Origin of the sequence: Actinopolymorpha pittospori, assembly GCF_014873875.1 — a bacterium.
Classification (GTDB): Bacteria; Actinomycetota; Actinomycetes; order Propionibacteriales; family Actinopolymorphaceae; genus Actinopolymorpha; species Actinopolymorpha pittospori.
Genome location: NZ_JADBEM010000001.1, coordinates 4,504,368 through 4,530,004, shown reverse-complemented (window position 1 = coordinate 4,530,004; position 25,637 = coordinate 4,504,368). Strand labels below are relative to the sequence as shown.

Genomic DNA, 25,637 nt, shown 5'->3' with positions numbered 1-25,637 from the left:
GCTCAGGTCGCGACGGCCCGGATCCGGCGGTAGGCCTCGGGAACGGTGCGAGCGATGTCCTCGGCCGCGATCGGTCCCCCGCGTGACGCGAGAACGCCGGCCATCCCGTGCAGGTAACTGCCGACGCTCCCGGCGTCCAGGGGCGACAGCCCGGCCGCGAGCAGGGAACCGCAGATGCCGGACAGCACGTCGCCGGAGCCGGCCGTGCCCACCCACGGCGTTCCGGTCGTGTTGACGCGGGCCTCGCCCTCGGGGGTGACGACGAGGGTCGTCGCACCCTTGAGCAGGACCGTGGCGTTCCAGCGTCGCGCGGCCTCACGGGCCGAGCGGAGCCGGTGCGTCGCCACCTCCTCGCGCTCGACGTCGAGCATCCGCGCGAGTTCGCCCTCGTGCGGGGTCAGCAGGACCTGCCCCTCGAGCCGGCCGAGCACATGGCGCAGCCCGTCGGCGTCGACCAGGACGGGCAGGCCGCTACCGAGCACGCGGGAGACGTCCTCGGCGCGGTGGGGCTCGGTGCCAAGGCCGGAGCCGACGACCCAGGCCTGCACCCGCCCCTCGCCGACGACGACCTCGGGCCAGCGGGCGCGGACGAAGTTCGCGGGTTGTTCGGGACCGACGTAGCGGACCATCCCGGCCGGTCCGGCGAGCGCGCCGCCGACCGCGAGCACAGCGGCCCCGGTGTACTGCGTCGACCCGGCCATCACGCCGAGGACGCCGCGGGAGTACTTCTGGGACGTACGTTCGGGCGCGGGTAGCCGCTCCGCGACGTCCTCGGCCTGCAGGGCCGAGAGCGCCGGCTCGGGCAGGTAGGGGCTGAGCCCGATGTCGACGAGGTGGACCGCACCGGCCGCGGTGGCGCCCGGGTCCACCAGCAGCCCGATCTTGTGGGTGCCGAAGGTGACGGTCACCGTCGCCCGCACGTGGGGTTCGGGGGTCTCGCCGGTGTCGACGTCGATGCCGCTGGGCACGTCGACCGCGACCACGGGCACGCCGTGGCGTTCGACCAACGCGACGACCTCCGCGGCCGCCGGTCGCAGGCCGGGCTTGCCGCCGATCCCGACGATGCCGTCGAGCACCAGGTCGGCTCGGGCAACCGCGTCCGCCCGAGACTTCTCGGGTACGACCTGACCGCCCGCGTCGCGCAGCGCGGCGAGGCCCCCGGCGTGGGCCCTGGCGGGGTCGAGCAGGATCGCGTCCACCCGGGCGCCACGCCGGGCGAGCCGGGCACCGGCGTACAACGCGTCGCCGCCGTTGTCACCGGAGCCGGCGATGATCAGGATGCCGGCGCCGTAGGTGCCGCCGAGATAGTCGGCGCAGGCGACGGCGAGACCGGTCGCGGCGCGCTCCATCAGCGTGCCCTCCGGCAGCGTCGCCATCAGCGCGGCCTCGGCGGCCCGGATCTGGGTGACGGTGTGTGCCGTACGCATCGATGATCAGTCCTTCTCCAAGACGACGACCGCCGACGCGATGCCGGCGTCGTGCGAGATGGACAGGTGCATGCCGGTGACGCCGAGCCGGTCGGTCTGGCGGGCGACCGTGCCGCGCACCTCGAGCCAGGGGCGGCCGTCCTGGTCGGTGACCACCTCCGCGTCCTGCCAGTGCAGGCCGACCGGGGCGCCCAGCGCCTTGGCCAGGGCTTCCTTGGCCGCGAAGCGCGCCGCGAGCGACGCGATCGGGCGATCCTGCTCGGAGGTGGTGAACAGCCGGGCCCGCAGTCCGGGCGTCCGTTCGAGCGTCTCCTCGAAGCGCGCGACGTCCACGACATCGATTCCCAGGCCGACGATCACCGGACCATCCTCGCGCATGGCTCTCCCGTTTTCGCATCAGACCGCCTCGTGGCGGCGTCCGAACACCGCGCTGTCGGTGTCGTCACCGAGGGAGGTCGAGGCGAGCCGACTCAGCAGGTCCGCAAGTTCGGGGTGCTGCTCGGGCGACCAGCCCTCTAGTCGCCTGGCGAGCGCCGCCCGACGCGTCGCGACCAACTGGTCAACAGCGGCACGGCCGGACGTGCTGATCGTGAGCGCTCCGTCGGCCCGGTGGACGTAGCCCGCCTGCACCAGCCGGTCGAGAGTGGGCCGGCCGCGTTCCGCGCGCACGCCGGTGAGGTCGGCGAACTCCCCCTCGGCGACCGGTCCCTCCCTGGCGATCTTGCACAACGCCCACAACGAGCCGGCCGGCAGCGCGACCCCCGCGGCCCGGCCCAACTCCTGGTACAGGTCCCTGGCCCGGTCGTCGCGCCGGATCAGCAGGCACAGTGCACGTTCGATCTCGTCCCGCGAACTGCGGACCTCACACCGCCCCGGGAGACCCTCGCTGGGATCAGCCGCGGTCGCGGTCTGGCGCAGCGGAAGCTCCCGGACGAACCACGCGAGGACGAACGCCAGCACCGCGACCGGCGTCGCCCACACGAAGACGCTCTGGATCGAGGCGGCGTACGCGTGGATGACCGCCTCCCGCGTTCCGGGCGGCAGGGCACCGAGCGCACCCGGGTCGCGCTGGACTGCGGCGGGATCGAAGCTCGACGGCAGCGGACCGGACCGCAGGGCGGTGACGTTGGCGACGAGTTGGTTGGAGAAGACAGCGCCGAACACCGACGTACCGAAGGCTCCCCCCATCGACCGGGAGAACGTCGCACCCGAGGTGGCCGCGCCGAGGTCCGCGTACGCCACGGCGTTCTGCACGATCGTGATCAGCACCTGCATCACCATGCCGAGCCCGGCGCCGAGCACAAGAAACGACAGGCTCGTCGCCAGGGTGCTCGAGTGCTCGTCGAGCCGGGAACACAGGAACAGCCCCGCCGTGATGGTCGCCGTACCCACGATCGGGAACACCTTGTCGCGGCCGGTTCGGCTGATCACCTGCCCGCTCGCCACCGACGTGCACAGCAGCCCCAGCACCATCGGCAGCAGGTGGATGCCAGACATCGCGGGCGTCACCCCGTGCACGACCTGCAGGAACAGCGGGAGGTACGCCAGGGCGCCGAACATCACGAAGCCCACCACGAAGCCGATGGCCGCGCTGATCCGGAACACCGGTATCGCGAACAGGCTGAGCGGCAGGACCGGTTCGGCGGCCCGGCGTTCGATCGCCACCCACCCGACGATGAGCGCGACCGCGACCGCGAAGAGCCCGATGATCACCGGCGACGCCCACGGGTACCGCGTGCCTCCCCAGGAGGTGCCAAGGACCAGGCAGGTCGCCGCGGCCGCGAGGACCAGCGCGCCCAGGTAGTCGATCCGGTGCGACCGGCGCACGCCGCGTGCGGGCAGGACGATCGCGATCACCGTCAGCGCGACCATCCCCAGCGGCACGTTGATGTAGAAGGCCCAGCGCCAGGACAGGTGCTCGACGAAGAACCCGCCGAGCAGCGGTCCCGCGACGCTCGCGACCCCGAACACCGCGCCGAAGATGCCCTGGTAGCGGCCGCGCTCGCGGGGGCTGACCAGGTCCCCGACGACCGACATGGTGAGCACGATCAGGCCGCCGCCACCCAGGCCCTGCAGTGCGCGGAACGCGATGAGCTCACCCATCGAACGCGCGATCCCGCACAGGACGGAGCCGATCAGGAAGACGACGATCGCGGTCTGGTAGAGGCGCTTGCGACCGTACTGGTCGCCGAGCTTCCCCCACACCGGCGTCGAGACCGTCGAGGCGAGCAGGTACGCGGTCACCACCCAGGCCAGATGGGACAGGCCGCCGAGGTCACTGACGATGGTGGGCAACGCAGTGGAGACGATCGTCTGGTCCAGGGCTGCCAGCAGCATGGCGAGCATGAGGGCCATGAAGCTCGCGGCCAGTCGGCGCGGCCGCGGCCTCGTGGCCGCGATCGTCGGCGTGCCGGAGCCGCTCATGTGCGAGATCTCCTCGCGTCGGGCGCACAGCGTGAGGATCCGCGTTGTGCTCTTTCTCCCGTCGTACGAGGAAAGTCCCACTCCGCGGGGCCGGTCCGACGGGTGCTCGCGCTGCGGACGACGCTAGCGCGCCGTGGCCGTTGACCAGCACGGATCCAGTGCCCGGGACACTCGCCGGAGCCCGGTCGCGGGAGCGACAGAACCGTGGCTCGAGCCGCGGTTCGATTAGCCTCCCCTCGCTACCGAACGTAGCCAGTGCCCGGCTAACGTGCCCCTCATGAGCGACGTAGAGGCCGAGCAGGAATCCGAGGGAACGCACGCGAGCGAGCCGGACCAGCACATCGGAAGCGTGACGGGTCGCCTGAACTGGCTGCGTGCCGGTGTGCTCGGCGCCAATGACGGCATCGTCTCGGTCGCGGGCATCGTCGTCGGGGTCGCCGCGGCCAACGTCGAACGCTCCGCGCTCCTGATCGCGGGACTCGCCGGCCTGCTCGCCGGCGCGTTCTCCATGGCTGCCGGCGAGTACGTCTCGGTGAGCACGCAGCGTGACAGCGAGAAGGCGCTTCTGGACAAGGAGCGCTGGGAGCTCAACCAGATGCCCGACCAGGAGCTGGAGGAGCTCGCCGCGATGTACGAGGCGAAGGGCATCTCCCCCGACCTCGCCCGCAAGGTCGCCGAGGAGCTCACCGAGCACGACGCGCTGCGCGCACACGCGGAGACCGAGCTCGGCATCGACCCCGACGAACTCACCAGCCCCTGGAACGCCGCGATCGCGTCGTTCGTCGCGTTCACGGTCGGCGCCCTGCTGCCGATGGTGGCGATTCTGTTCCCGCCGGCCCAGGCTCGCGTGCCGGTCACCTTCGCCGCCGTGATCGTCGCCCTGCTCCTCACCGGCGCGGTGAGCGCCCGGCTGGGCGGCGCGAAGGCCCGCCCCGCGGCGATCCGGACCGTCGTCGGTGGCGCGTTGGCGATGCTCGTGACGTACGTCATCGGCCACCTGCTCGGCGGCATCTCGTTCTAGGTTTCCGGGTCGCGTGACACGACAAGGTCGGCGCCGCCACTGGGCGACGCCGACCTGGCGGTTTCGCTCCCGGCGCTACTCGACGGTCACGGACTTCGCGAGGTTGCGCGGCTGGTCGACGTCGTTCCCGCGCGCCATCGCGAGCTCGCAGGCAAAGATCTGCAGCGGGACCGTCGCGACCAGCGGCTGCAGCAGCGTCGGCACCTTCGGCAGGCTGATCAGGACGTCGGCGTACGGCGTGACCGACTCGTCGCCCTCCTCGGCCAGCACGATCGTGCGCGCGCCTCGCGCTCGGATCTCCTGGACGTTGCTGACGATCTTGTCGTGGAGGACGTCACGTCCACGCGGAGGTACGACCACGACGACCGGCAGGTCCTCCTCGATCAGCGCGATCGGGCCGTGCTTCAGCTCACCGGCCGCGAACGCCTCCGCGTGCATGTAGGCGAGCTCCTTGAGCTTGAGCGCACCCTCGAGCGCGACGGGGTACCCGACGTGCCGGCCGATGAACAGCACCGACTTGGCGGTGGCGAGTTCGCGGGCGAGGCTCCGGATCTGCTCCATGGTGCCGAGCGCCTGCTCGACGGCCTGCGGCATCCGGTCGAGCTGGTCGACCTCCGCGGCCACCTCGTCACCGAACTTCGACTCCCGGACCTGGGCGAGATACAGGCCGATGAGGTAGCACGCGACGACCTGGGTGAGGAACGTCTTGGTCGCGGCGACACCGACCTCGGGCCCGGCGTGGGTGTAGAGCACCGCGTCGGACTCGCGCGGGATCGTGGAACCGTTGGTGTTGCAGATCGCCAGCACCCGGGCCCGCTGCTCCCGGGCGTGCCGCAACGCCATCAGGGTGTCCATCGTCTCCCCGGACTGGGAGATCGCGATCACCAGCGTCGAACGGTTGAGGATCGGGTCGCGGTAGCGGAACTCGCTGGACAGCTCGACCTCGCAGGGGATGCGGGTCCAGTGCTCGATGGCGTACTTCGCGGTGAGTCCGGCGTAGAACGCCGACCCGCACGCGATGATGATGATCTTGTCGATCTCCCGCAGCTCGTCGTCGGAGAGCCGCATCTCGTCCAGGCGGAGCTGGCCGCGCGGCGTGAGCCGACCGAGCAACGTGTCGGCGACCGCCTGTGGCTGCTCGGCGATCTCCTTCAGCATGAAGTAGTCGTGGCCGCCCTTCTCGGCGGCGGAGATGTCCCAGTCGACGTGGTACTCGCGGGTCTGTGCCGGTTTGCCGTCGAAGTCGGTGATCGTCACGTCGGCCGCCGTGATCGCCACCACCTGGTCCTGGCCGAGCTCGATCGCGTCCCTGGTGTGCTCGATGAACGCGGCCACGTCGGAGGCGAGGAAGTTCTCGCCCGTGCCCCGGCCGACGACCAACGGGGAGTTGCGCCGGGCGCCCACCACGACGTCCGGGGCGTCCGCGTGGACGGCCACCAGGGTGAAGGCTCCGTCGAGCCGCCGGCAGACACGACGCATGGCCTCGGCCAGGTCGCGGCCACTGGGTTCCCAGGCCTCCTCCAGCAGGTGGGCGACTGCCTCGGTGTCGGTCTCGGAGGTGAGGTGGTGACCGTTGGCTTCCAGTTCGGCACGAAGTGCCGCGAAGTTCTCGATGATCCCGTTGTGGACGACCGCCAGTCGTCCGTCACAGTCGATGTGCGGATGGGCGTTGGGGTCCGTTGGTGCCCCGTGGGTGGCCCAGCGGGTGTGGCCCATGGCCGAGCCGCTGGTCGGGAGCGGATCCTCCCCGAGCGCTGACTGCAGGTTGGCGAGCTTGCCCGCGCGCTTTCGGACCCGGACCCCTCCCCCCTCAGGGACGGCGACTCCGGCCGAGTCGTACCCGCGATACTCCAGGCGCCGCAGCCCGTCGACAACGATGTCGACCGCGCTCGACGCGCCTACGTAACCGACGATTCCGCACATGGGGAATCAGGGTAGCCACCTGGTGTGAACGTCAAGCGACCATCCGGCAAGTGGGGCCCTTCGACCCCGGGCGGTGACCGCGCCGACAGCCTCAGGGAAGAATCGAGCCATGCAGCGTACCCGGGACGCCCGACATGTGAACGGCAGCACAACGCCGTACGTCGAACTCGACCGGGCCGCGTGGGCGCGACTGGCCGCCTCCACCCCGCTCCCCCTGAGCGCCACCGAGCTGGACCGGCTCCGTGGCCTCTCTGACGAGATCGACCTCACCGAGGTCCGCGAGGTCTACCTGCCGCTGACGCGCCTGCTCAACCTCTACGTACGGGCCACCAGCGCACTGCACCAGGCCACCCAGACCTTCCTGACGAGCGACCCGGCGCCCGAGCGGCAGGCAAGCGCCGGGCACGACCTGTCCGCGGCGACTCGGACACCGTTTGTCATCGGCATCGCCGGCTCGGTCGCCGTCGGTAAGAGCACGGTGGCCCGACTACTCCGCGAACTCCTGGCTCGCTGGCCGGACCACCCGCGGGTGTCGCTGGTCACGACCGACGGGTTCCTCTTCCCGAACGCCGAACTCGAACGCCGCGGCATCCTGCACCGGAAGGGCTTCCCCGAGTCCTACGACCAGCGGGCGTTGCTGCGCTTCGTGGTCTCGGTGAAGTCCGGCGCACCCGTGGTGACCGCGCCGGTGTACTCCCACCTGAAGTACGACATCATTCCGGACGAACAGCTCGAGGTACACGCTCCGGACATACTGCTCATCGAGGGCCTCAACGTGCTGCAGCCCGCCCGGGTCCGCGAGGACGGCCGACGCGGTCTCGCGGTGAGCGACTACTTCGACTTCTCGATCTACCTCGACGCCTCACCGGCCGACGTACGCGAGTGGTACGTCCGCAGGTTCCTGGCGCTGCGCGAGACGGCGTTCCGGGACGAGGCGTCGTTCTTCCGGCGGTACGCCGACCTCAGCCAGGCCGAGGCGGTCGCACGGGCCGGCTGGCTCTGGGACACCATCAACGGCCCGAACCTCGAACAGAACGTCCAGCCGACCCGAGGCCGCGCCAGGCTCGTTCTGCACAAGGGCGCGGACCACTCAGTCACCCGCGTCCGCCTCCGCAAGATCTAGCGGGTCCCGCATCCACGCTGGCGGCGTTGTCGTCGTCGCCAAGAGGACACCGCTATTGGCTCCTCCTCCGCCTTGCCATCGCGGCGCGGATACACCGCTAGCCCCGCAGCGGGTCCCGCATCCACGCTGGCGGCGTTGTCGTCGTCGCCAAGAGGACACCGCTACTGGCTCGCACAGGGCTCAGAGGTCCCGCTGCCACTCCTGGCTGGCCTCGAGGATGCGGTAGCCCAACTCGACGTTGACCGCCACCATGGGTCCGTTCTGGACGGCGTTCCAGGTGTCGATGCGCTCGACCTCCGGGTGCGCGGCGGAGAGTTCGCGGGTGTTCGCGACCTTCAGGGCGAGCCCCAGGCGGTGCCCACGGTGCTCTGGAAGCACCAGGGTGTCCCACTGGAACGCCCGGGCGGAGTCGTCGTTCGGCACCGCGAGCTGGGTGTGACCGGCCACCACGCCGTCCGGCGCCAGCGCGATCGTCGTGTACAGCGTGCGGCCCTGGGCGATCGTCTGCTCCTCGCTCTCGCGGAGCCGCGCGACGTCCCAGACCTCCGCTTCGTACTCGACCTCGCCCAACGGCGCGTCGGTGGAGAGGCGAGCCTTGAGCTGGGCGTACTGCTCGGCGTACTCGTCCGGACAGGGGCCGGCCCACGACGTCAGGCGGTAGTCGGAGGCGTGCTGCGCGGCCTTCGAGGCCAGCGTGTCGAGGTGCAGAGAGTCGACCGGAAGGCGCAGTTGACGCCGCAACTCGGTGTTGCGCAGCGTGAGGCCGTGCCGCGTCGCGAAACGCACGCCCGGCCAGTCGGCGGGGTCGATGCCGTCCGGGACGCTGACCTCGGTCAGCAGGCTCGACCGTCCCTCGGCGCGTACACGCTCGGTGACATAGGTGAACAACACCGAACCCACGCCACGGTTGCGCCGCTCCGGCGGCACGTCGATCTCGAACATCGCCAGCTGGGGGTTCTCGCGCAACGGCAGACCGAGCTCACCGGCTCCCACGACCACCCCGTCGTCGAGGGCGACGAACACCTCACGCCGGTAGCTCGAGTTCGGCCGCTGGTAGCTGACGGCCGCCTCCGCGTAGCTCCACACCGGCGGGTCCGGCCGGTCCGCGCCCGCGCCGGCCGTGGCGGCGTCGTGCCACGCACGAAACGCCGTGGCGTCGTGCGGGTCGACCGCGACGACCTTCAGTCCCTGACTCTCCACGCGGGGAGCCTGCCACGCTCCCTACACCCGCGCCAACGATTTTGGTTCGGTTACAGGTCGACCGAGGTTCCTGGCTCCAGCCGGGTGAAGGTCGCGCCGAGCGGGCATGCCGCGAGCCCGAGCCAGTTGTCGATGCCCGCGACCCCGCGGTCGTGGACCAAGGCGTCGTGGATGGCGAACGCGCGGGCCGGAGCCACCTCGCGTGCGTAGTCGAGCACCTCGCCGACCTTCAGCCAGGGGGCGTTGACGGGCAGCAGGAGGGTGGACACCCGCTGGTCCGGCACGGTGAGCGCGTCACCCGGGTGGAAGATCTCGCCGTCGACCACGAAGCCGACGTTCGGGACGACCGGGATCTCCGGGTGCAGCAGAGCGTGCTTCTCGCCCTGGACCAGGACGTCGAAGCCGGCGGCGTCGAACCGCTCGCCCCTGCTCACCGCGTGCACCCGACCGTCGGTCCCCTCGCCGGCCAGCGCTCCGGCGACCCCGGCGTGGGTCCACACCTGAAGTTCGGGATCGCGGGCCAGCGCGGCCTTCAGGCCGTCGACGTCCACGTGGTCGTAGTGCTCGTGCGTGACCAGAACGGCATTCGCGCCCGCCAGGGCCTCCGGGCCGGACCAGACGCCCGGATCGATGACCAGCGTCGAGCCGTCCTTCTCCAGCCGTACGCACGCGTGGAGGAGCTTGGTGAGCCGCATGAGTTCAGACCTCTCTTCGTCGGGTCAGATCCGGGCGCCAGGACGCGGTCGGCCGGGCGGCAGCTGCCGCCCGGCCGACTCGACGTCACTCTGTGCAGAGGAGTTCAGAGGGCAAGAGAGTGTTCGACCACCGAGGCAAGGTCGTCGGCCACGAGCTGCGCCTGCTCGAACGTCGGCGCCTCGACCATCACCCGTACGACCGGCTCGGTCCCGGACGGGCGGAGAATGACCCGACCGGTCTCCCCCAGCTCCTCCGCGGCCGACTGGACGGCCGCGAGCACGGTCGGGTCGGCGTCGGCCCTGGCCTTGTCGACGTTGCGGACGTTGATCTGTACCTGCGGCATCCGGGTCATCACCCCGGCCAGATCGTCCAGCGAACGACCGGTCACCGCCATCCGGGACAGCAGATGAGCCGCCGCGAGCACCCCGTCCCCCGTGGTCGCGTGGTCGAGCAACAGGATGTGACCGGACTGCTCGCCGCCGAGGGTGAGCTTGCCGGCCTTCATCGCCTCCAGGACGTAACGGTCGCCCACCTTGGTCTGCTCGACCTTGATGCCTTCCCGCTGCATCGCGAGGGAGAAGCCCAGGTTGCTCAGGACGGTGACCACCACGGTGTCGTTGGCGAGCGTGCCCGCCTCCTTCATCCCGACGGCGAGGATCGCGAGGATCTGGTCGCCGTCGACGACGTTGCCGTGCCGGTCGACCGCGAGACAGCGGTCGGCGTCGCCGTCGTGGGCGATACCGACGTCGGCGCCGTGCTCGACGACCGCCGCGGTGAGCGACTCCAGGTGGGTCGAGCCGCAGTGATCGTTGATGTTGAGGCCGTCGGGCTCGGCATGGATCGCGATGACCGTCGCGCCCAGCCGGCGCAGGGTCTCCGGTGCGGTGCGGTAGGCCGCGCCGTTGGCGCAGTCGACCACCACTCGGAGGCCGTCGAGCCGGTGCGGCACCGACTCGACGAGGTGTGCGACGTAGGTCTCGAACCCGGCCTCGTCGTCACGGACCCGACCGACGCCGGGGCCGGTGGGTCGTTGCCAGGGTTCCCGCAACCGGGCCTCGATGAGGTCCTCGATCGCGTCGTCGAGCTTGTGCCCGCCACGAGAGAAGAACTTCACGCCGTTGTCGGGCATCGGGTTGTGTGAGGCCGACAGCATCACACCGACGTCGGCGCCCATGCTGTCGGTCAGGTGCGCCACGGCGGGAGTCGGCAGAACGCCGAGGCGTAGGACGTCGACCCCGGCTCCGGCCAGGCCGGCCACCACGGCCGCCTCCAGGAACTCACCGGAGGCGCGGGGGTCCCGCCCGACCACAGCGGTCGGGCGGTGTCCCTCGAACGCGCCCGCCTCACCGAGGACGTGCGCGGCCGCGACAGACAGGTCGAGTGCGAGTTCGGCTGTGAGCTCGCCATTGGCGAGCCCACGAACACCGTCGGTGCCGAAGAGGCGACCCACGACCGTGCGGGCTTACCGCTTGGAGTACTGCGGAGCCTTGCGGGCCTTCTTGAGCCCGGCCTTGCGGCGCTCCTTCGCCCGCGGGTCACGCGTCAGCATGCCGGCCCGCTTCAGCGGCGGCCGGTTGGTCTCGACGTCGACCTCGTTGAGCGCCCGGGAGATGCCGAGGCGCAGCGCGCCGGCCTGGCCGGTGACGCCGCCACCGTCGATCCGGGCGATGACGTCGTACTGCCCGTCAAGGTCGAGCAGCACGAACGGCTCGTTGACGTGCTGCTGGTGGACCTTGTTGGGGAAGTACTGGTCAAGGCCCTTGCCGTTGATCCGCCACTGACCGCTGCCGGGGACGACTCGCACCCGCGCCACGGCCTCCTTGCGGCGCCCGGTCGCGGCGGCCGGACCGATCGCGACCGGCCGGGGCGCGGTCGTCGAGGGGGCGGGAGCGCTCTCAGAGCTGTAGGCGACGGTCGCGTCACCCTCACCCGACTGGCCAGCGCCAGGCAGGGCGTCGTCGATGACGTCCTCGGTCTCGACAGGAGTAGTGGTGGACTCAGCCACGAGATTCCTCACTTTGGCGCAGCGGTCACTGCGAGATCTGGGTGATGGCGTACGTCTGCGGCTTCTGTGCCTGGTGCGGGTGGTTCGGGCCCGCGTAGACCTTCAGCTTCTTCAGCAGCTTCCGGCTGAGGCGGTTCTTGGGGAGCATGCCCCAGACCGCTCGCTCAATCGCCTTACGGGGGTCCTTGTCCAGGAGTTCGCCATAAGGAACCGCGCTGAGCCCACCCGGGTAGCCGGAGTGCCGGTAGGCGAACTTGGTTTCGCGCTTGTTGCCGGACAGCGCGACCTTCTCGGCGTTGATGATGATGACGAAGTCACCGGTGTCGACGTGCGGCGCGTAGGTCGGCTTGTGCTTGCCGCGCAACAGCGTCGCCGTCTGGCTCGCGAGCCGGCCGAGGACGACGTCGCGGGCGTCGATGACATGCCACTCGCGTGGGACGTCGCCGGGCTTGGGGCTGTAGGTGCGCACAGTCGTCGGCCTTCGCTGCTCGTCGTGGTGAGCCGTGCCATGCTGACACGGCTGGTCTTGTGTCGAGGATGCTCCGTGACGGAGCGTGCGCCCGACGCTTGAATGCAAGCCAGCAGGCGCAACGATCGCCCAGAATACTCGCGGCGCGGCGGAGAGGTCAAAAGGGGCCCTAAGATCCAGGGCTTCGACGTGGTCACGCGCCTCAAGAGGGAGCATACCGCCCGGCTCGACGCATCCTCGGACGGACGCAATGCAACCACGAATCGTCACTGACCGATGGCTTAGAGCAACTAACATGGTCGGGTGCTCGCCCTGCGGCGCCTGCGGTCGCCCTCCACCCGAGCCCGGCGCCGCGTTCGCGTGCTGGCGGCGCTGACAGTGGTCGGTTTGGTCGCCTCCTGCACCTCGGCACCACCTCCGGCACCGTCCCCGACGGACATTCCGACCCCCACCAGCTTCCGGCGCGGGCCGGAGGCGAGTGGGCGGGGCAACGGCCAGGTCACGACCGAGACGCTGCTCACCCATCTGGACATCCCCTGGGGCATCGCCTTCCTCCCCGACGGCAGCGCACTCGTGACCGAGCGACACAAACGCCGCATCCTGAAGGTCGGCCCGCGCCGCGACGCGAACGGCAAGCTCACCGTCTCCACGCTCACCTCGATCGAGGGTGTGTACGCCAACAACGAGGGCGGGCTGCTCGGCATCGCGGTGTCGCCGCGCTACTCGCGGGACAAGACGATCTTCGTCTACTACACGACGAAGGTCGACAACCGGATCGCCAAGGTCCGCCTGGTCGGCAGCAGGCCCCGTCCGGAGGCCATCGTCACCGGAATCCCCCAGGCCGGTGTGCACAACGGCGGGCGGCTCGCGTTCGGTCCCGACGGGTACCTCTACGCCAGCACCGGAGACGCCTCCCGTGCCGGCGGCGCGCAGAGCATCAACGACCTCGGCGGCAAGATCCTGCGGATGACCACCGCGGGCAAGCCCGCGCCCGGAAACCCGTTCCGGGGCTCCCTGGTCTGGTCCTACGGGCACCGCAACCCGGAGGGCATGGCCTGGGACGCGAGCGGGCGCATGTACGTCGCGGAGATCGGCGAAGCCGTGTGGGACGAGGTCAACCTCATCCAGCCGGGCAAGAACTACGGCTGGCCGAAGGTCCAGGGCATGAGCCACATCGCCGGCCTGACCAACCCGATCGCGGTCTGGCGCCCCGAGATCGGCGTGACGAACGGCATCGCCATCATCGGCCACACCGCGGTGGTCACCTGCCTGCGTGGCCAGCGGATCTACCTCATGGGACTCGGCGGTCCGATCAACATCGCCAGCGAACGGATCCAGAGCTCGGGCACCGGTGAGGCGAGCATCCAGTGGCGGCCCGGAGCGGGCGTCACGGGTCGCCCGGTGGACGCCCTGGTCGGGAAGTTCGGGCGCATCCGCGACGCCACCGTCGCCCCGGACGGCAGCATCTGGCTCACCACGTCCAACCGGGACGGTCGCAACCAGCCGGTCGCCTCCGACGACCGCCTCATCCGGCTCACGTTGCGGGGCACGAAGGCGTCGAGTTCCACTCCCACGCCCCGGTGAGGGCCGTGGCGTCCGGTCGCCGCGGGCCGCCGGCCGACGCCGCGGACCGTACGCGGTGCCCTGACGAGCCGGGTCGTGTCGGGCACGGGCGACAAAGATGGACTCGACCGTTTTCTCCCGCTGCTACGGGGAATCATCGCCCCGATGATCGACCTTGATCCCGTGCTCAGCCGCTGGCTGGGCACCACACCGTGGGACACCCCACTGCCCGGCTGGGACCGAAGTTGTGTCGGCTCGGCGCTCCAGTCGCTGGTGTGCTCCCACCGACTCAGCCTCACGGCCTACGAGCCGCCGGACGAGGAATGGATCGTCGTACGCAACGGCGAGGCGGCCGCGATCACCTCCGCGTTGTTCCCACTCTCCTTCGTCACGCCCGGCCTGGTCTGGGCGCTTCGCGAGTTGCTGCCCCAGCTCATCCTGGTGCCGCTCGCCTCCACCGTCGCGGTCGACTACCGGGCCACGGCGGAGGTGCTGCGGCACACGCTGCTGCGCTTCGGCTGGACCAACGACTTCTCCCCCGCCGGGTTCTGCGTCTCCGACCTGCTCGTCGAGAGCGTCCAGCCGGCCTGAGCGGGCAGGTCCCCCGCTGAGCACTCGACCGCTCAGCGGGCGCGGCGGACCCGCCCCTCGTCCCAGACGGGCGTGTCGGACTCGTACACCTCGCCGTCGGCACCGAAGACGAGGAAGCGGTCGAAGCCCCGCGCGAACCACCGGTCGTGGGTCACCGCGAGCACCGTTCCGTCGTAGGACGCGAGCCCCTCCTCCAGCGCGTCCGCGGACGCGATGTCGAGGTTGTCCGTCGGCTCGTCCAGCAGCAGCAGGGTCGCGCCGGACAGCTCCAGCAGGAGGATCTGCAGCCGGGCCTGCTGTCCACCGGACAGGGTCTCGAAGGTCTGCTCGCTCGCCTCCGCCAGCTCGTAGCGGTCCAGCGCCCGGGCCGCCTCCTCGCGCGGCATCCCGGCCCGGTGCTCGTCGCCGCGGTGCAGGATCTCCAGCAGGGTCCGGCCGATGAGCTCGGGATGCTCGTGCGTCTGCGCGAACCAGCCCGGCCGGACCCGGGCGCCGAGCTTGGCCCGACCCGTGTGCCGCACCGGATCGATCACGACGTCGCCGACCGGAAGGTGCTCGCGTTCGGGGAGGGAACCGCCGGAGGCGAGCAGCCGCAGGAAGTGCGACTTGCCCGACCCGTTGGAGCCGAGCACGGCCACCCGCTCGCCGTACCAGACCTCGAGGTCGAACGGCTTCATCAGATCGGTGAGCTCGGTGTCGGTGCACACCACGGCTCGCTTGCCGGTACGGCCGCCGCGCAGGCGCACCTTGACACTCTGCTCGCGCGGAACGGCCTGCGGTGGGCCCTTCTCCTCGAACTTCCGCAGCCGGGTCTGCGCGGCCTTGTACGCCGCGGCCATGCCGTCGTTCAGCGTCGCCTTCAGCTTGTACAGCGCGACGAGGTCCTTCAGCTTCTGGTGCTCCTCGTCCCAGCGTCGGCGAAGCTCCTCCAACCGGGCGAACCGGTCGCGACGCGCCTGGTGGTAGGTCGCGTAGCCCTGCGGGTGCGTCCAGACCGTGTTGCCCGCCGCACCCAACTCGACCGAGACCACCCGGGTCGCAGTGTTGGCCAGCAGCTCGCGGTCGTGGGAGACGTACAGAACCGTCTTCTGGGACTCGTTCAGGCGCTCCTCGAGCCAGCGCTTGGCGGGGACGTCGAGGTAGTTGTCGGGCTCGTCCAGGAGGAGTACCTCGTCAGGTCCCCGCAGCAGTGCCTCGAGCACCAGCCGCTTCTGCTCACCGCCGGAGAGGGTGCGCACCTCGCGGTAGCGGGCCCGGTCGTAGGCGAGGCCGATCGCGGTGGTGCAGCAGACGTCCCACAGGACCTCCGCGTCGTACCCACCGGCGTCCGCCCAGTCGGCGAGCGCCTGCGCGTAACGCAGCTGGGTGCGCTCGTCGTCGCGCTCCATCATCGCGAGCTCCGCCTGCTCGACGGCGGCGGCGGCCCCCCGCACCCGCGGCGGCGCCACGGACAGCAGCAGCTCCGCGACCGTCGTGTCGTCACGCACGCTGCCGACGAACTGCCGCATGACACCCAGCCCGCCACTGCGGGTCACCGCGCCGCCGTGCGGGTCGACGTCACCGGTCACGATCCGCAGCAGCGTCGTCTTGCCGGAACCGTTCGCGCCGACCACGGCGACCTTCGCGCCCTCGCCGACCCGGAACGACACGTCGTCGAGCAGCACCCGTCCGTCGGGAAGCTCGTACCTGATCCCGGCCACATCCACATGTCCCACGAGAACCAAGTGTGGGGGTCGGGCGCGGATCCACGAACTCCTTTTCCTGCCCGGTGCTCCGATTGGCACCCTTGCCGAGGATTCGTCCCGTTCCGGTCCCGTTGTCGTTCGGGCCGGCAAGGGCAGAGCTGGTAGACGTCGGCTGCGCGCTGGACCGGCCCGCGCAGGATTGAACACATGGGTACGCCGAGGATGCGCGCCATCAGCCAGGACGAGTTCGGGTCGCCGGAGGTCCTGCGTCCGGTCGAGGTACCCCGGCCGAGCCCCCTACCGACGGAGGTGCTCGTCCAGGTGCACTCCGCCGGAGTCAACCCGGTCGACCTGAAGACCCGGTCGGGCGCCGGTATGGCCGCCGTCCTCGGCGACCCGCCGTTCATCCTCGGGTGGGACGTGGCAGGCGTCGTCGTGGAGCGCGGGTTCGGCGTCCACACCCTGCGGGTCGGCGACGAGGTCTTCGGCATGCCGTGGTTCCCGCGCCAGGCGGGCGCGTACGCCGAGTACGTCACCGCGCCGTCCCGCCAGTTCGTCCGCAGGCCCACCCGGCTCGACCAGGATCAGGCGGCCGCCGTCCCCCTCGCCGCGCTCACGGCCTGGCAGGCGCTGGTCGACACCGCGGGTGTCCAGGGCGGCCAGCGGGTGCTGATCCAGGCGGCCACCGCGGGGTGTCGGGCATTTCGCCGTCCAGATCGCGAAGTACCTCGGTGCCTACGTCATGGGGACGGGCCGAGGCGACAAGTTCGACGCCGCCCGCCGGCTCGGCGCGGACGAGATGGTCGACTACCGCACCACCCGGTTCGAGGACGTACTGCACGACGTGGACGTCGTCCTCGATCTGGTCGGCGACGAGATCGACCGGACCAGCACCCGCTCGCTCGACGTCCTCCGGCCCGGCGGCCTCCTGGTCGCCGTCCCCTCCGGCGTCTCCCCCGACCTGGTCGAGAACGGCCGGCAGCGCGGCCTGCGCGTCCACGACTTCCTGGTCGAGCCGGACGGCGCCCCGCCCTCGCCACGCTCGCCTCGCTCGTCGACGAGGGCCGGATCGAGGTCCTGTTGGGCGGAACGCTCCCCCTGGACCAGGCGGCCGAGGCGCACGGGCGCCTGGAACGCGGCGAGGTCGAGGGCAAGATCGTCCTGCGCGTCGACCACTGACCGGGACGGCCACGAGGGATCCCACCACTTCCTCGCCGACGACTTCGTGCGGGCCGTCGTCGACGGCACGATCCCACCGGTGAACGCGTGGACCGCCCTCGGGCGGTGCCCGAGAAAGTCCAGCGGATTCGTCACCCCGTGCATAGTGGCGGCCCGGTCCACGCGTCTACCTGGGTGGAGGGCCGGCGGAGGGAGCCCAGGTGGACGCACGAACCGAGGCGGAGTTCCGGCAGTTCGTGGAAGCGCGGTCGCTCGCACTGCTGCGGACGGCGTACGTGCTGAGCGGCGACCAGCACCACGCCGAGGACCTCGTCCAGGGCGCACTCGCCAAACTGGCGGCGCGATGGCGGAAGGTGGACGACCCCGAGGCGTACGTGCGGCGGGTGGTCTACCACGACCAGGTGAGCTGGTGGCGACGGCGAGGACGGATCCGCGAGGAACTCGTCGAGCACGCACCCGACAGCGAGGCCGGGTTCGCCACGGACCACGCGGGCCGGGTCGACCGCAGGCTCGACGTCCGGCAGGCACTGGCCCGCCTCGGCCCCCGCCAGCGGGCCGTCCTCGCCCTGCGCTACTTCGAGGACCTGCCCGAGGCCGAGGTGGCACACATCCTCGGCTGCTCCGTCGGCACGGTCCGCAGCCAGACCGCCCGGGCACTCGCCCGGCTCCGGGCCCTCGCGCCCGAACTCGCCGACGCGGGCTCGCTCCGCAACCATCGATCGGAGGTCTCCCCATGAACGAGCAGTTGATCCGCGAGGCCATGAGTGACCTCGCCCACGCCGTCCGGCCCAGGCCCGGGCTCGCCGACCTCGCCCTGCGGCGCGCCCACCGCCGGCAGTACGCCCGGCGTGCCGCGGTCGCCGGCGGTGCGGCCGCCGCCCTGGTCGGGGCGGTGTGCGCTCCGGTGGGGCTGCACGGCCTCCAGCGCACCTTCGCACCGGCGGACGGTACGCCGGGCCGCAGCGGGGTCGGCGAGACCCCGACGCCCGTGTCCCCGAGCCCGTATGTGCCCGCACCCCCGGTACCCACCGCTGTCCCGGTGCCGAGCGGCACTCCCACCGCCCCGGAGCCGACCGCCACACCCGCGATCCCGCCCCAGCCAACGGCCACCCCTGACGTTCAGGAGCCCACCGCCACACCCGCGATCCCGCCCCAGCCAACGGCCACCCCTGACGTCCCGGGGCCCACCGCCACACCCGCGATCCCCGCCGCACCGGGCGTCCGCTGACGCGTCCCTCCGCCGCGTCAGTCCTGGCCCCGGCGCACGGCGAGCACCCGGAAGCCCTTCGCGCTCGCCTGTCGGTCGCACCGCCAGCCCTGCTCCACGAGCCAGCGCTGCAGGGAGTCGGCGCCGAGGTTCCTGCCGACGACCAGCCAGGCCACGCCGTTCGGGCTGAGCCTGCGTAGCCACTGCTCGAGCAGTCCGTGCAGGGCGGGCTTGCCGATCCGGATCGGTGGGTTGGACCAGATCTCGTCGAAGCGCAGATCGTCGGGTACGCCCTCGGGCGGCGCGACCCGCACCCGGTCGGCGACCTGGAGGCGGGCGGCGTTCTCCCTCGTCAGGTCGAGCGCCCGGGTGTTCACGTCGACCGCCCACACGGTCGAGCCGGGCACCTGGGTGGCGAGAACGCTCGCGATCGGGCCGTACCCGCAGCCGAGGTCGAGGAAGGTGCCCGGCCCTGATGGCAACGGCGCCTCGCGCAGCAGCACCGACGTGCCCAGGTCGAGCCGGTCCCCGGAGAAGATCCCCGTGGACGAGGAGAGCGAGTAGGCCCGGCCGTGGACGGTGAACTCGACCGTCCGCGGCGTCGCCTTCGAACCTGGCTCGACGGAGAAGTAGTGGTCGCTCACGACGCGAGGGTCCTCTTCCGGCGTGCTTCGTCCGCCCGTGCCGCGAGCGCGTCGGCGGGCGGGTATCCGACCTCTTCCAGGGTGAGACCTCGAGCGGGTACGACGTTCACGCCCGAGTCTCGGACCTTCCCCGACAGGACGCGCGCCGGCCAGTCGTCGGGACGGGCACCCTCGCCGACCCGCAACAGCGCGCCCACCAGGGCGCGCACCATCGAGTGGCAGAACGCGTCCGCCACCACGCGGCACACGAGCAGCCCGGACGACTCGCGCTCCCAGGACAGCTCCAGCAGCCGCCGGATCGTGGTCGCGCCCTCGCGGCGACGGCAGAAGGCCGCGAAGTCGTGCTCGCCGAGCATCCGGCCGGCGGCGGCGTTCATGGCGGAGACGTCGAGGGGACGCCGGTGATGCTCGAGGATCTCGAAACGCCGGAGCGGGTCCTCGGCCGCGGGGTCGTCGCAGATGCGGTAGGCGTACCGCCGCCACAGCGCCGAGAAGCGCGCGTCGAACCCGTCGGGCGCCACCACGACCCGACGCACCCGGATGTCCGGCGGAAGCGTACCGAGCAGGCGGGTGGTCAGTGCGAGCTCGGGCGAACGGGACGAGCGCCCCGAGGTCGCCGCGAACGCCGTCGTGGGTACGTCGACATGACAGACCTGCCCCCGGGCGTGGACACCGGCGTCCGTACGTCCCGCACACGTCACCGCGACGGGACCGTCGAGCCGCAGGACCCGGACCAGCGCCTCCTCCAGCTCGCCCTCGACGGTGCGCTGGCCGGGTTGGGCGGCCCACCCGGCGAACCTGGTCCCGTCGTAGGCCACGCCCAACCGAAGGCGCAATAGAGGATCCAGCCGCTCAGGGGGAAGGCACGCGAGCCCGCTGTCCTCCCCGAGGGAAGGGTCAGCGGGCTCGTGAGCGGATGGGCGACCAGCCGTCAGGACTTACCGTCCTTGTCGTCGTCGGCCTTGGCCTCAGCGGCCTCCTCCGACGCGGCCGGGGCGGTCTCCTCGGCCGGAGTGGACTCGGCTGCCGAAGCGGCGGCCGGCTGCTCCTGCGCCGCGGGGGCGCTGCTCGTCGTGACGCTCGGCGCACCCTCGACCAGCTCGATCACGGCCATGGGCGCGTTGTCGCCCTTGCGCGGACCGATCTTGGTGATGCGGGTGTAGCCGCCGGGACGGGTGGCGTACTGCGGACCGATCTCCGCGAACAGCACGTGCACGACGTCCTTGTCCCGGATCACCGCGTGCACCTGTCGACGTGCGTGCAGGTCGCCACGCTTGGCCTTGGTGACCAGCCGCTCCGCGAACGGCCGCAGGCGACGGGCCTTGGTCTCCGTCGTCGTGATCCGGCCGTGTTGGAACAGCGCCGTCGCGAGGTTGGCGAGCATCAGCCGCTCGTGCGCCGGGCTGCCGCCGAGACGCGGGCCCTTGGTGGGGGTAGGCATCGAACAGGACTCCTTCCTGCACCGGCCGGATCAGGTACCGGTGTCAGTGCGGGTGGGAACACTCGTCCCCACCCGCGGGGGCGGGTGGTGTAGCCCCCCGCTCTCGGGGGATCGGTGTACTTCTGGTTCTGCTGCTGCCGGGCGGGCGCCTCACGGCGCCCTTCCGGTCATCAGTACTGCTCGGTCTCCGCGTAGCTCTCGTCTTCCTCGTCGAAGGAGTCGACAGCGGCGGTGGGGTCGAAGCCGGGCGCACTGTCCTTGAGGGACAGCCCCATCCCGACGAGCTTCTGCTTCACCTCGTCGATGGACTTCGCACCGAAGTTGCGGATGTCGAGCAGGTCCTGCTCGCTGCGCGAGATCAGCTCGCCCACGGTGTGGATGCCCTCGCGCTTGAGGCAGTTGTAGGACCGGACCGTGAGGTTGAGGTCCTCGACCGGCAGTGCCAGGTCGGCAGCGAGTTGCGCGTCGACCGGCGAGGGGCCGATGTCGATGCCCTCGGCGTCGACGTTGAGCTCCCGGGCGAGCCCGAACAGCTCGACCAGGGTCTTGCCGGCGCTCGCCACCGCGTCACGCGGCCGCATGCTCGGCTTGGTCTCGACGTCGACGATCAGGCGGTCGAAGTCGGTCCGCTGCTCGACGCGGGTCGCCTCGACCTTGTAGGTGACCTTGAGCACCGGCGAGTAGATCGAGTCGACCGGGATCCGGCCGATCTCCGCGTCCGCCCGCTTGTTCTGGACGGCCGAGACGTAGCCGCGGCCACGCTCGACGACCAGCTCCATCTCGAGCTTGCCCTTGCTGTTCAGCGTCGCGATCGGCAGTTGCGGGTTGTGCACCTCGACACCGGCCGGAGGCGCGATGTCGGCGGCGGTGACGTCGCCCGGTCCCTGCTTGCGGAGGTACATCGTCACCGGCTCGTCGTGCTCGCTGGAGACGACCAGCTCCTTGAGGTTCAGGATGACCTCTGTCACGTCCTCCTTGACGCCCGGGATCGTGGAGAACTCGTGGAGAACTCCGTCGATCTTGACGCTGGTGACAGCGGCGCCGGGGATCGAGGACAGCAGCGTGCGCCGGAGCGAGTTGCCGAGCGTGTAGCCGAAGCCCGGCTCCAGCGGCTCGAGCACGAACCGCGAACGGAACTCGTCGACGACCTCTTCGGTGAGCGAGGGGCGCTGTGCGATGAGCATGTTTCTTTCCTTTCCGCGACGACCGCCATATGACGTCGCGAATGAGAGGACCCCCGGGAGTGACCCCGGGAGGTGGATCAGACCTTCGAGTAGTACTCGACGATCAGCTGCTCCTGGACCGGGATGTCGATCTGGGACCGGACCGGGAGCTGGTGGACGAGAACCCGCAGGGTGCCCGGAATGACTTCCAGCCAACCCGGAATCGGACGCTCGCCGTGGGTTTCCCGCGCGATGATGAACGGCGTCGTCTCACGCGACTTCGTGCGGACGTCGATCACGTCGTGTGCACTCACCTGGAAGCTCGGCACGTTGACCTTCTGGCCGTTGACCTGGAAGTGCCCGTGCACGACGAGCTGCCGGGCCTGACGGCGGGTCCGCGCGATTCCCGAGCGGTAGATCACGTTGTCGAGCCGGCACTCGAGCAGCTGCAGCAGGTTGTCACCGGTCTTGCCCGGACGACGGTGCGCCGTCTGGTAGTAGCGGCTGAACTGCTTCTCGAGGATGCCGTAGGAGTAGCGAGCCTTCTGCTTCTCCCGCAGCTGCAGGAGATACTCGCTCTCCTTCGGGCGCCCGCGGCCGTGCTGGCCGGGCGGGTAGGGACGGCGCTCGAACGCCTTGTCGCCGCCGACGATGTCCGTACCGAGTCGGCGCGACTTCTTGGTCATAGGACCGGTGTAACGGGCCATGATGTAGTCGATCTCCTTCTAGGGGACAGCGCGTCAGACGCGACGCCGCTTCGGCGGGCGGCATCCGTTGTGGGGCACGGGGGTGACGTCCTGGATGGTGCCCACCTCGAGGCCGGTGGCCGTGAGGGAGCGGATCGCGGTCTCGCGGCCGGAGCCCGGACCACGGACGTAGACGTCGACCTTCTTCATGCCGTGCTCCATCGCCCGGCGGGCGGCCGCTTCCGCGGCCATCTGGGCGGCGAAAGGCGTCGACTTGCGCGAGCCCTTGAAGCCGACCGTGCCGGCGCTGGCCCAGGCGATCACCGCACCCGTCGGGTCGGTGACCGTCACGATCGTGTTGTTGAACGTGCTCTTCACGTGCGCGTGCCCGAAGGCGACGTTCTTCTTTTCCTTGCGGCGCACCTTCTTGGCGCCCGCGGTCCTGGTCTTGGGAGGCATGAGCTCGAGAAACTCCTGAAATCGAGGTGGGAACGACGTCCCGATTCGGTTGGCTGGCCTTGGCCGGTGGCGGGCCCGGGGCTACTTGCGGCCCGGCTTCTTCTTCCCGGCGACGGTCTTCTTGGGTCCCTTACGGGTGCGCGCGTTGGTCCTCGTGCGCTGACCATGCACAGGAAGGCCGCGACGGTGCCGCAGACCCTCGTAGCAACCGATCTCGATCTTGCGCCGGATGTCGGCGGAGACCTCACGACGGAGGTCACCCTCGACCCGGTAGGTGGCCTCGATCCAGTCGCGGAGCTTGATGATCTCTTCGTCGCCGAGCTCGTGCACCCGGAGGTCGGGGTTGACCCCGGTCGCCTCCAGTGTCTCGAGCGCGCGAGTCCGGCCGATTCCGAAGATATAGGTGAGCGCCACCTCGATGCGCTTGTCGCGCGGGAGGTCGACGCCGACGAGTCGTGCCATCTGGGGCAGTTTTCCTTTCGCTAAGCGGAGGTCTGCTCACGCGCCGCGTCCCTGTCCGCCCTGGAGCTTCGGGTCTCGACCCGGTGATCCGACAGGGCCCCGGCCTCCGTCCGGGGGTGGCACCAGCCGACGTGCGCTGGTGAGCGGTGCGTTCTGTTGTGTTCGGTGATCGGCCGCGCTGGCCGTACCGGGGCGGTCAGCCCTGGCGCTGCTTGTGGCGCGGGTTCTCGCAGATCACCATGACCCGGCCGTGCCGCCGGATCACCTTGCACTTGTCACAGATCTTCTTGACGCTGGGTTGGACCTTCATGACCCTTCTCCGGACGGGAGCGCCGCTCCCGCCTACCCACTCAGCGGGCTGGCCCCGCCTACTGGAATGTCGGACTGGACGGGGCAGGCCCCGTTGCTGCTAGCGGTAGCGGTAGACGATCCGCCCACGAGTCAGGTCGTAGGGGGACAGCTCCACAACCACACGGTCTTCGGGAAGGATCCGGATGTAGTGCTGCCGCATCTTGCCGCTGATGTGCGCGAGGACCTTGTGGCCGTTCTGGAGCTCCACGCGAAACATCGCGTTGGGGAGCGCCTCGACCACCGTGCCCTCGATCTCGATGACACCTTCCTTTTTCGGCATGTCCTCCGCACTTCGCCTGGCTTATGTGAAACGTCACGGGTATCCGTGTCAGAACCACCCGCAATCGATACCCGCCCGTGCACAAAGCGACCAGCAGCTGGGCAGGGAAAGACCGACGTCAGAGTCTACGTCACCTGCGGGCAGGATGTGAAACCGGGCGTCGAGAGCACCGCAGGATCAGGCTACCTGGCCGTCGCTTGCGGGACCAGCGGCCGCGCAGGCTTGCCCCTTTGTCGGAAATGTCCAGTATTCGGACCGGGGACGCGGCCGAGGTCAGGCGTGCTCCTTGAACTGGCGCCGGGCCACGCTGATCGCGCCGAGTACCGCCCCGGACGGGCCGGCCACCCAGATCGGCCAGAAGTAGAGCAGTTCCTGGTTGGTGATCGAGGCCAGCACCCAGATCACGAGGTTGACGCTGACCAAGCAGGCCCAGATGGTCCACAGGACGAGCATGGCCTTGTCGCCGCCGCTCCGTTTCGCGGCCGGAACGGGTCGCGGCGCGGGATCGGATCGCACGATCGCCGGTGTCTTGTTGCGCATCACGGGGATGTCTCGGACTAGGGGCTCCAACTCCCCGTAGGTCTGCGCTGAGTACAGCGCGTCGAGACGATCCTGGAACTCCTGGATGGAGAGTCTTCCCTCTGCGTGCGCATCGCGGAGCCGGGAGGCGATCTTCTCCCGATCACCGTCCGATGCTCGCATATCCGGTCCGTACGGCACGCGCTAAGTCTGCCTGTCCTTCGCCGGTCGCGCATCCGGGATGGCCCCTAATCCACAGCGGGGACCTGGTCAGGGAAAGTCCCTGACCGTCAGGAGACCGTCGCCGGCCCACCCATCGCGACACCGAGCTCGGCGAACTTCGCCGCTCCCCCGTCCAACGCGGTGAGCACCCACGGGCCGTTCGCCGTGAGCGCGACCGTGTGTTCGACGTGCGCCGACGCGCCGCCGTCGCGGGTGACGACCGTCCACTCGTCGTCCAGGACGTCGGTCTGCTGGGACCCCAGGGTGATCATGGGTTCCACCGCGATCGCGAGTCCGGGCTGGAGCTTCGGACCCTTGCCGGGCTTACCGAGGTTGGGCACGTTGGGCGGCTGGTGCATCTCCGTGCCGATGCCGTGGCCCACGTAGTCCTCGACGATGCCGTAGTCGCCCTGGCTGCGGACGTAGGACTCGACCGCCGCCGACACGTCGCTGAGCCGGCCGCCGAGACGCACCGCGGCCAGACCACGCCACATCGCCTCCTCGCACACCCGGGCGAGCTCCGCGAGGACCGGATCGACCTCGCCCACGTGGACGGTGATCGCCGCGTCGCCGTGCCAGCCTTCGACGATGGCGCCGCAGTCGATGGAGATCAGTTCACCCTCGCGCAGCGTTCGGCTGCCCGGGATCCCGTGCACCACCTCGTCGTTGACCGACGCGCAGATCGAGGCGGGATAGCCGAGGTAGCCCTTGAACGACGGCACCGCCCCGCTGGCCCGGATCCGCTCCTCCGCCAGCGCGTCGAGGTCGGCGGTCGTCACCCCGGGGGCGACAGCCGCACGCAGCGCCTCCAAGGTGCGGCCGACCACGAGGCCGGCCTCCCGCATGAGCGCGATCTCGGCAGGCTTCTTCAGGTGCAGCTTGCGATCCTGGAACACC

The 25,637-nt window shown here is 70.5% G+C and carries 27 protein-coding genes and 3 pseudogenes; 9 read left to right on the top strand and 21 right to left on the bottom strand.

The features are described 5' to 3' along the window. Window positions 1-2 precede the first annotated feature (2 nt). The 3 genes from HEB94_RS21430 to HEB94_RS21420 are packed head-to-tail and all read right to left on the bottom strand — an operon-like array spanning window position 3 to window position 3,851. Window positions 3-1,427, bottom strand: coding sequence for an NAD(P)H-hydrate dehydratase (locus HEB94_RS21430; protein ID WP_192751547.1), 1,425 nt, complete (start codon window positions 1,425-1,427; stop codon window positions 3-5). A gap of 6 nt (window positions 1,428-1,433) precedes the next feature. Beyond that, complete coding sequence (locus HEB94_RS21425) at window positions 1,434-1,787, bottom strand: holo-ACP synthase (protein ID WP_192756591.1); 354 nt, start codon at window positions 1,785-1,787, stop codon at window positions 1,434-1,436. A 36-nt stretch (window positions 1,788-1,823) separates the two neighbouring features. Next, window positions 1,824-3,851: an MFS transporter gene (locus HEB94_RS21420; RefSeq protein ID WP_192751546.1), complete on the bottom strand. Its 2,028-nt coding sequence runs from the start codon at window positions 3,849-3,851 to the stop codon at window positions 1,824-1,826. A 277-nt stretch (window positions 3,852-4,128) separates the two neighbouring features. On the opposite strand from HEB94_RS21420, the gene HEB94_RS21415 reads away from it, so the two are divergent. Further along, window positions 4,129-4,872, top strand: coding sequence for a VIT1/CCC1 transporter family protein (locus tag HEB94_RS21415; RefSeq protein WP_192751545.1), 744 nt, complete (start codon window positions 4,129-4,131; stop codon window positions 4,870-4,872). Between the two features lie 75 nt (window positions 4,873-4,947). On the opposite strand, the gene glmS is transcribed toward HEB94_RS21415, so the two are convergent. Then, window positions 4,948-6,795, bottom strand: coding sequence for a glutamine--fructose-6-phosphate transaminase (isomerizing) (glmS, locus tag HEB94_RS21410; RefSeq protein WP_192751544.1), 1,848 nt, complete (start codon window positions 6,793-6,795; stop codon window positions 4,948-4,950). 109 nt (window positions 6,796-6,904) lie between these two features. On the opposite strand from glmS, the gene coaA reads away from it, so the two are divergent. Further along, window positions 6,905-7,918, top strand: a complete 1,014-nt coding sequence (gene coaA, locus HEB94_RS21405; protein WP_192751543.1) for a type I pantothenate kinase — start codon at window positions 6,905-6,907, stop codon at window positions 7,916-7,918. Window positions 7,919-8,098: 180 nt separating this feature from the next. On the opposite strand, the gene HEB94_RS21400 is transcribed toward coaA, so the two are convergent. The 5 genes from HEB94_RS21400 to rplM all read right to left on the bottom strand — a co-directional run bounded on the left by HEB94_RS21400 (window position 8,099) and on the right by rplM (window position 12,288). Continuing rightward, the gene (locus HEB94_RS21400; RefSeq protein ID WP_337917880.1) at window positions 8,099-9,118 is read right to left on the bottom strand and encodes a GNAT family N-acetyltransferase; all 1,020 of its coding nucleotides are present in this window, start codon (window positions 9,116-9,118) and stop codon (window positions 8,099-8,101) included. Window positions 9,119-9,168: 50 nt separating this feature from the next. Beyond that, window positions 9,169-9,813, bottom strand: a complete 645-nt coding sequence (locus tag HEB94_RS21395) for an MBL fold metallo-hydrolase (RefSeq protein WP_192751542.1) — start codon at window positions 9,811-9,813, stop codon at window positions 9,169-9,171. Window positions 9,814-9,917: 104 nt separating this feature from the next. Next, window positions 9,918-11,264 (bottom strand): phosphoglucosamine mutase, encoded by a 1,347-nt coding sequence (glmM, locus tag HEB94_RS21390; protein WP_192751541.1) that lies wholly within the window; start codon window positions 11,262-11,264, stop codon window positions 9,918-9,920. Window positions 11,265-11,276: 12 nt separating this feature from the next. Then, window positions 11,277-11,777: a 30S ribosomal protein S9 gene (rpsI, locus tag HEB94_RS21385; protein WP_192756589.1), complete on the bottom strand. Its 501-nt coding sequence runs from the start codon at window positions 11,775-11,777 to the stop codon at window positions 11,277-11,279. 67 nt (window positions 11,778-11,844) lie between these two features. Next, a complete protein-coding gene (gene rplM / locus HEB94_RS21380) occupies window positions 11,845-12,288 on the bottom strand; it encodes a 50S ribosomal protein L13 (protein WP_192751540.1) in 444 nt (147 codons plus the stop codon). Between the two features lie 303 nt (window positions 12,289-12,591). Between rplM and HEB94_RS21375 the strand changes: the two genes are divergently transcribed. Further along, complete coding sequence (locus tag HEB94_RS21375) at window positions 12,592-13,872, top strand: PQQ-dependent sugar dehydrogenase (protein WP_192751539.1); 1,281 nt, start codon at window positions 12,592-12,594, stop codon at window positions 13,870-13,872. Between the two features lie 144 nt (window positions 13,873-14,016). Next, window positions 14,017-14,442, top strand: a complete 426-nt coding sequence (locus tag HEB94_RS21370) for a hypothetical protein (protein WP_192751538.1) — start codon at window positions 14,017-14,019, stop codon at window positions 14,440-14,442. Between the two features lie 32 nt (window positions 14,443-14,474). Here the strand turns inward: HEB94_RS21370 and HEB94_RS21365 are convergent, their stop codons facing one another. Then, complete coding sequence (locus HEB94_RS21365; protein WP_192751537.1) at window positions 14,475-16,157, bottom strand: ATP-binding cassette domain-containing protein; 1,683 nt, start codon at window positions 16,155-16,157, stop codon at window positions 14,475-14,477. A 177-nt stretch (window positions 16,158-16,334) separates the two neighbouring features. Between HEB94_RS21365 and HEB94_RS50860 the strand changes: the two are divergent. From HEB94_RS50860 to HEB94_RS21350, 5 genes and pseudogenes are all read left to right on the top strand, one after another. After that, window positions 16,335-16,682 (top strand): annotated as a pseudogene (locus HEB94_RS50860) (alcohol dehydrogenase catalytic domain-containing protein); the annotation flags it as partial. Window positions 16,683-16,869: 187 nt separating this feature from the next. Next, window positions 16,870-17,061 (top strand): annotated as a pseudogene (locus HEB94_RS50855) (zinc-binding dehydrogenase); the annotation flags it as partial. An 89-nt stretch (window positions 17,062-17,150) separates the two neighbouring features. Beyond that, a pseudogene (locus HEB94_RS52615) lies at window positions 17,151-17,306 on the top strand (zinc-binding dehydrogenase); the annotation flags it as partial. A 200-nt stretch (window positions 17,307-17,506) separates the two neighbouring features. Then, window positions 17,507-18,043 (top strand): SigE family RNA polymerase sigma factor, encoded by a 537-nt coding sequence (locus HEB94_RS21355; protein WP_192751536.1) that lies wholly within the window; start codon window positions 17,507-17,509, stop codon window positions 18,041-18,043. Beyond that, entirely contained in the window at window positions 18,040-18,534 is a 495-nt protein-coding gene (locus tag HEB94_RS21350) for a hypothetical protein (RefSeq protein ID WP_192751535.1), read from the top strand. The genes HEB94_RS21355 and HEB94_RS21350 overlap by 4 nt, the downstream gene beginning before the upstream one ends. A gap of 17 nt (window positions 18,535-18,551) precedes the next feature. Here HEB94_RS21350 and HEB94_RS21345 read toward each other — a convergent pair whose 3' ends face one another. The 11 genes from HEB94_RS21345 to map form a co-directional block, all read right to left on the bottom strand. Further along, a complete protein-coding gene (locus tag HEB94_RS21345; protein WP_192751534.1) occupies window positions 18,552-19,157 on the bottom strand; it encodes a methyltransferase in 606 nt (201 codons plus the stop codon). Then, entirely contained in the window at window positions 19,154-19,993 is an 840-nt protein-coding gene (gene truA / locus HEB94_RS21340; RefSeq protein WP_202896467.1) for a tRNA pseudouridine(38-40) synthase TruA, read from the bottom strand. Before truA ends, HEB94_RS21345 begins: the two co-directional genes overlap by 4 nt. A 95-nt stretch (window positions 19,994-20,088) precedes the next feature. Further along, window positions 20,089-20,598: a 50S ribosomal protein L17 gene (rplQ, locus tag HEB94_RS21335; protein WP_192751533.1), complete on the bottom strand. Its 510-nt coding sequence runs from the start codon at window positions 20,596-20,598 to the stop codon at window positions 20,089-20,091. Window positions 20,599-20,768: 170 nt separating this feature from the next. Continuing rightward, on the bottom strand, window positions 20,769-21,782 hold the full coding sequence (locus tag HEB94_RS21330; protein WP_192751532.1) for a DNA-directed RNA polymerase subunit alpha: 1,014 nt from the start codon (window positions 21,780-21,782) through the stop codon (window positions 20,769-20,771). Window positions 21,783-21,859: 77 nt separating this feature from the next. Next, entirely contained in the window at window positions 21,860-22,468 is a 609-nt protein-coding gene (rpsD, locus tag HEB94_RS21325; protein WP_192751531.1) for a 30S ribosomal protein S4, read from the bottom strand. 33 nt (window positions 22,469-22,501) lie between these two features. After that, window positions 22,502-22,906, bottom strand: a complete 405-nt coding sequence (gene rpsK / locus HEB94_RS21320) for a 30S ribosomal protein S11 (RefSeq protein ID WP_192751530.1) — start codon at window positions 22,904-22,906, stop codon at window positions 22,502-22,504. 81 nt (window positions 22,907-22,987) lie between these two features. Beyond that, window positions 22,988-23,368, bottom strand: a complete 381-nt coding sequence (gene rpsM / locus HEB94_RS21315; protein ID WP_192751529.1) for a 30S ribosomal protein S13 — start codon at window positions 23,366-23,368, stop codon at window positions 22,988-22,990. A gap of 196 nt (window positions 23,369-23,564) precedes the next feature. Further along, window positions 23,565-23,678: a 50S ribosomal protein L36 gene (gene rpmJ / locus HEB94_RS21310; protein ID WP_020575560.1), complete on the bottom strand. Its 114-nt coding sequence runs from the start codon at window positions 23,676-23,678 to the stop codon at window positions 23,565-23,567. 99 nt (window positions 23,679-23,777) lie between these two features. Then, complete coding sequence (gene infA / locus HEB94_RS21305; RefSeq protein ID WP_092653844.1) at window positions 23,778-23,999, bottom strand: translation initiation factor IF-1; 222 nt, start codon at window positions 23,997-23,999, stop codon at window positions 23,778-23,780. A 273-nt stretch (window positions 24,000-24,272) separates the two neighbouring features. Continuing rightward, window positions 24,273-24,701, bottom strand: a complete 429-nt coding sequence (locus HEB94_RS21300; protein WP_192751528.1) for a DUF1707 SHOCT-like domain-containing protein — start codon at window positions 24,699-24,701, stop codon at window positions 24,273-24,275. 107 nt (window positions 24,702-24,808) lie between these two features. Continuing rightward, window positions 24,809-25,636 (bottom strand): type I methionyl aminopeptidase, encoded by an 828-nt coding sequence (gene map, locus HEB94_RS21295; RefSeq protein ID WP_192751527.1) that lies wholly within the window; start codon window positions 25,634-25,636, stop codon window positions 24,809-24,811. Window position 25,637 lies beyond the last annotated feature (1 nt).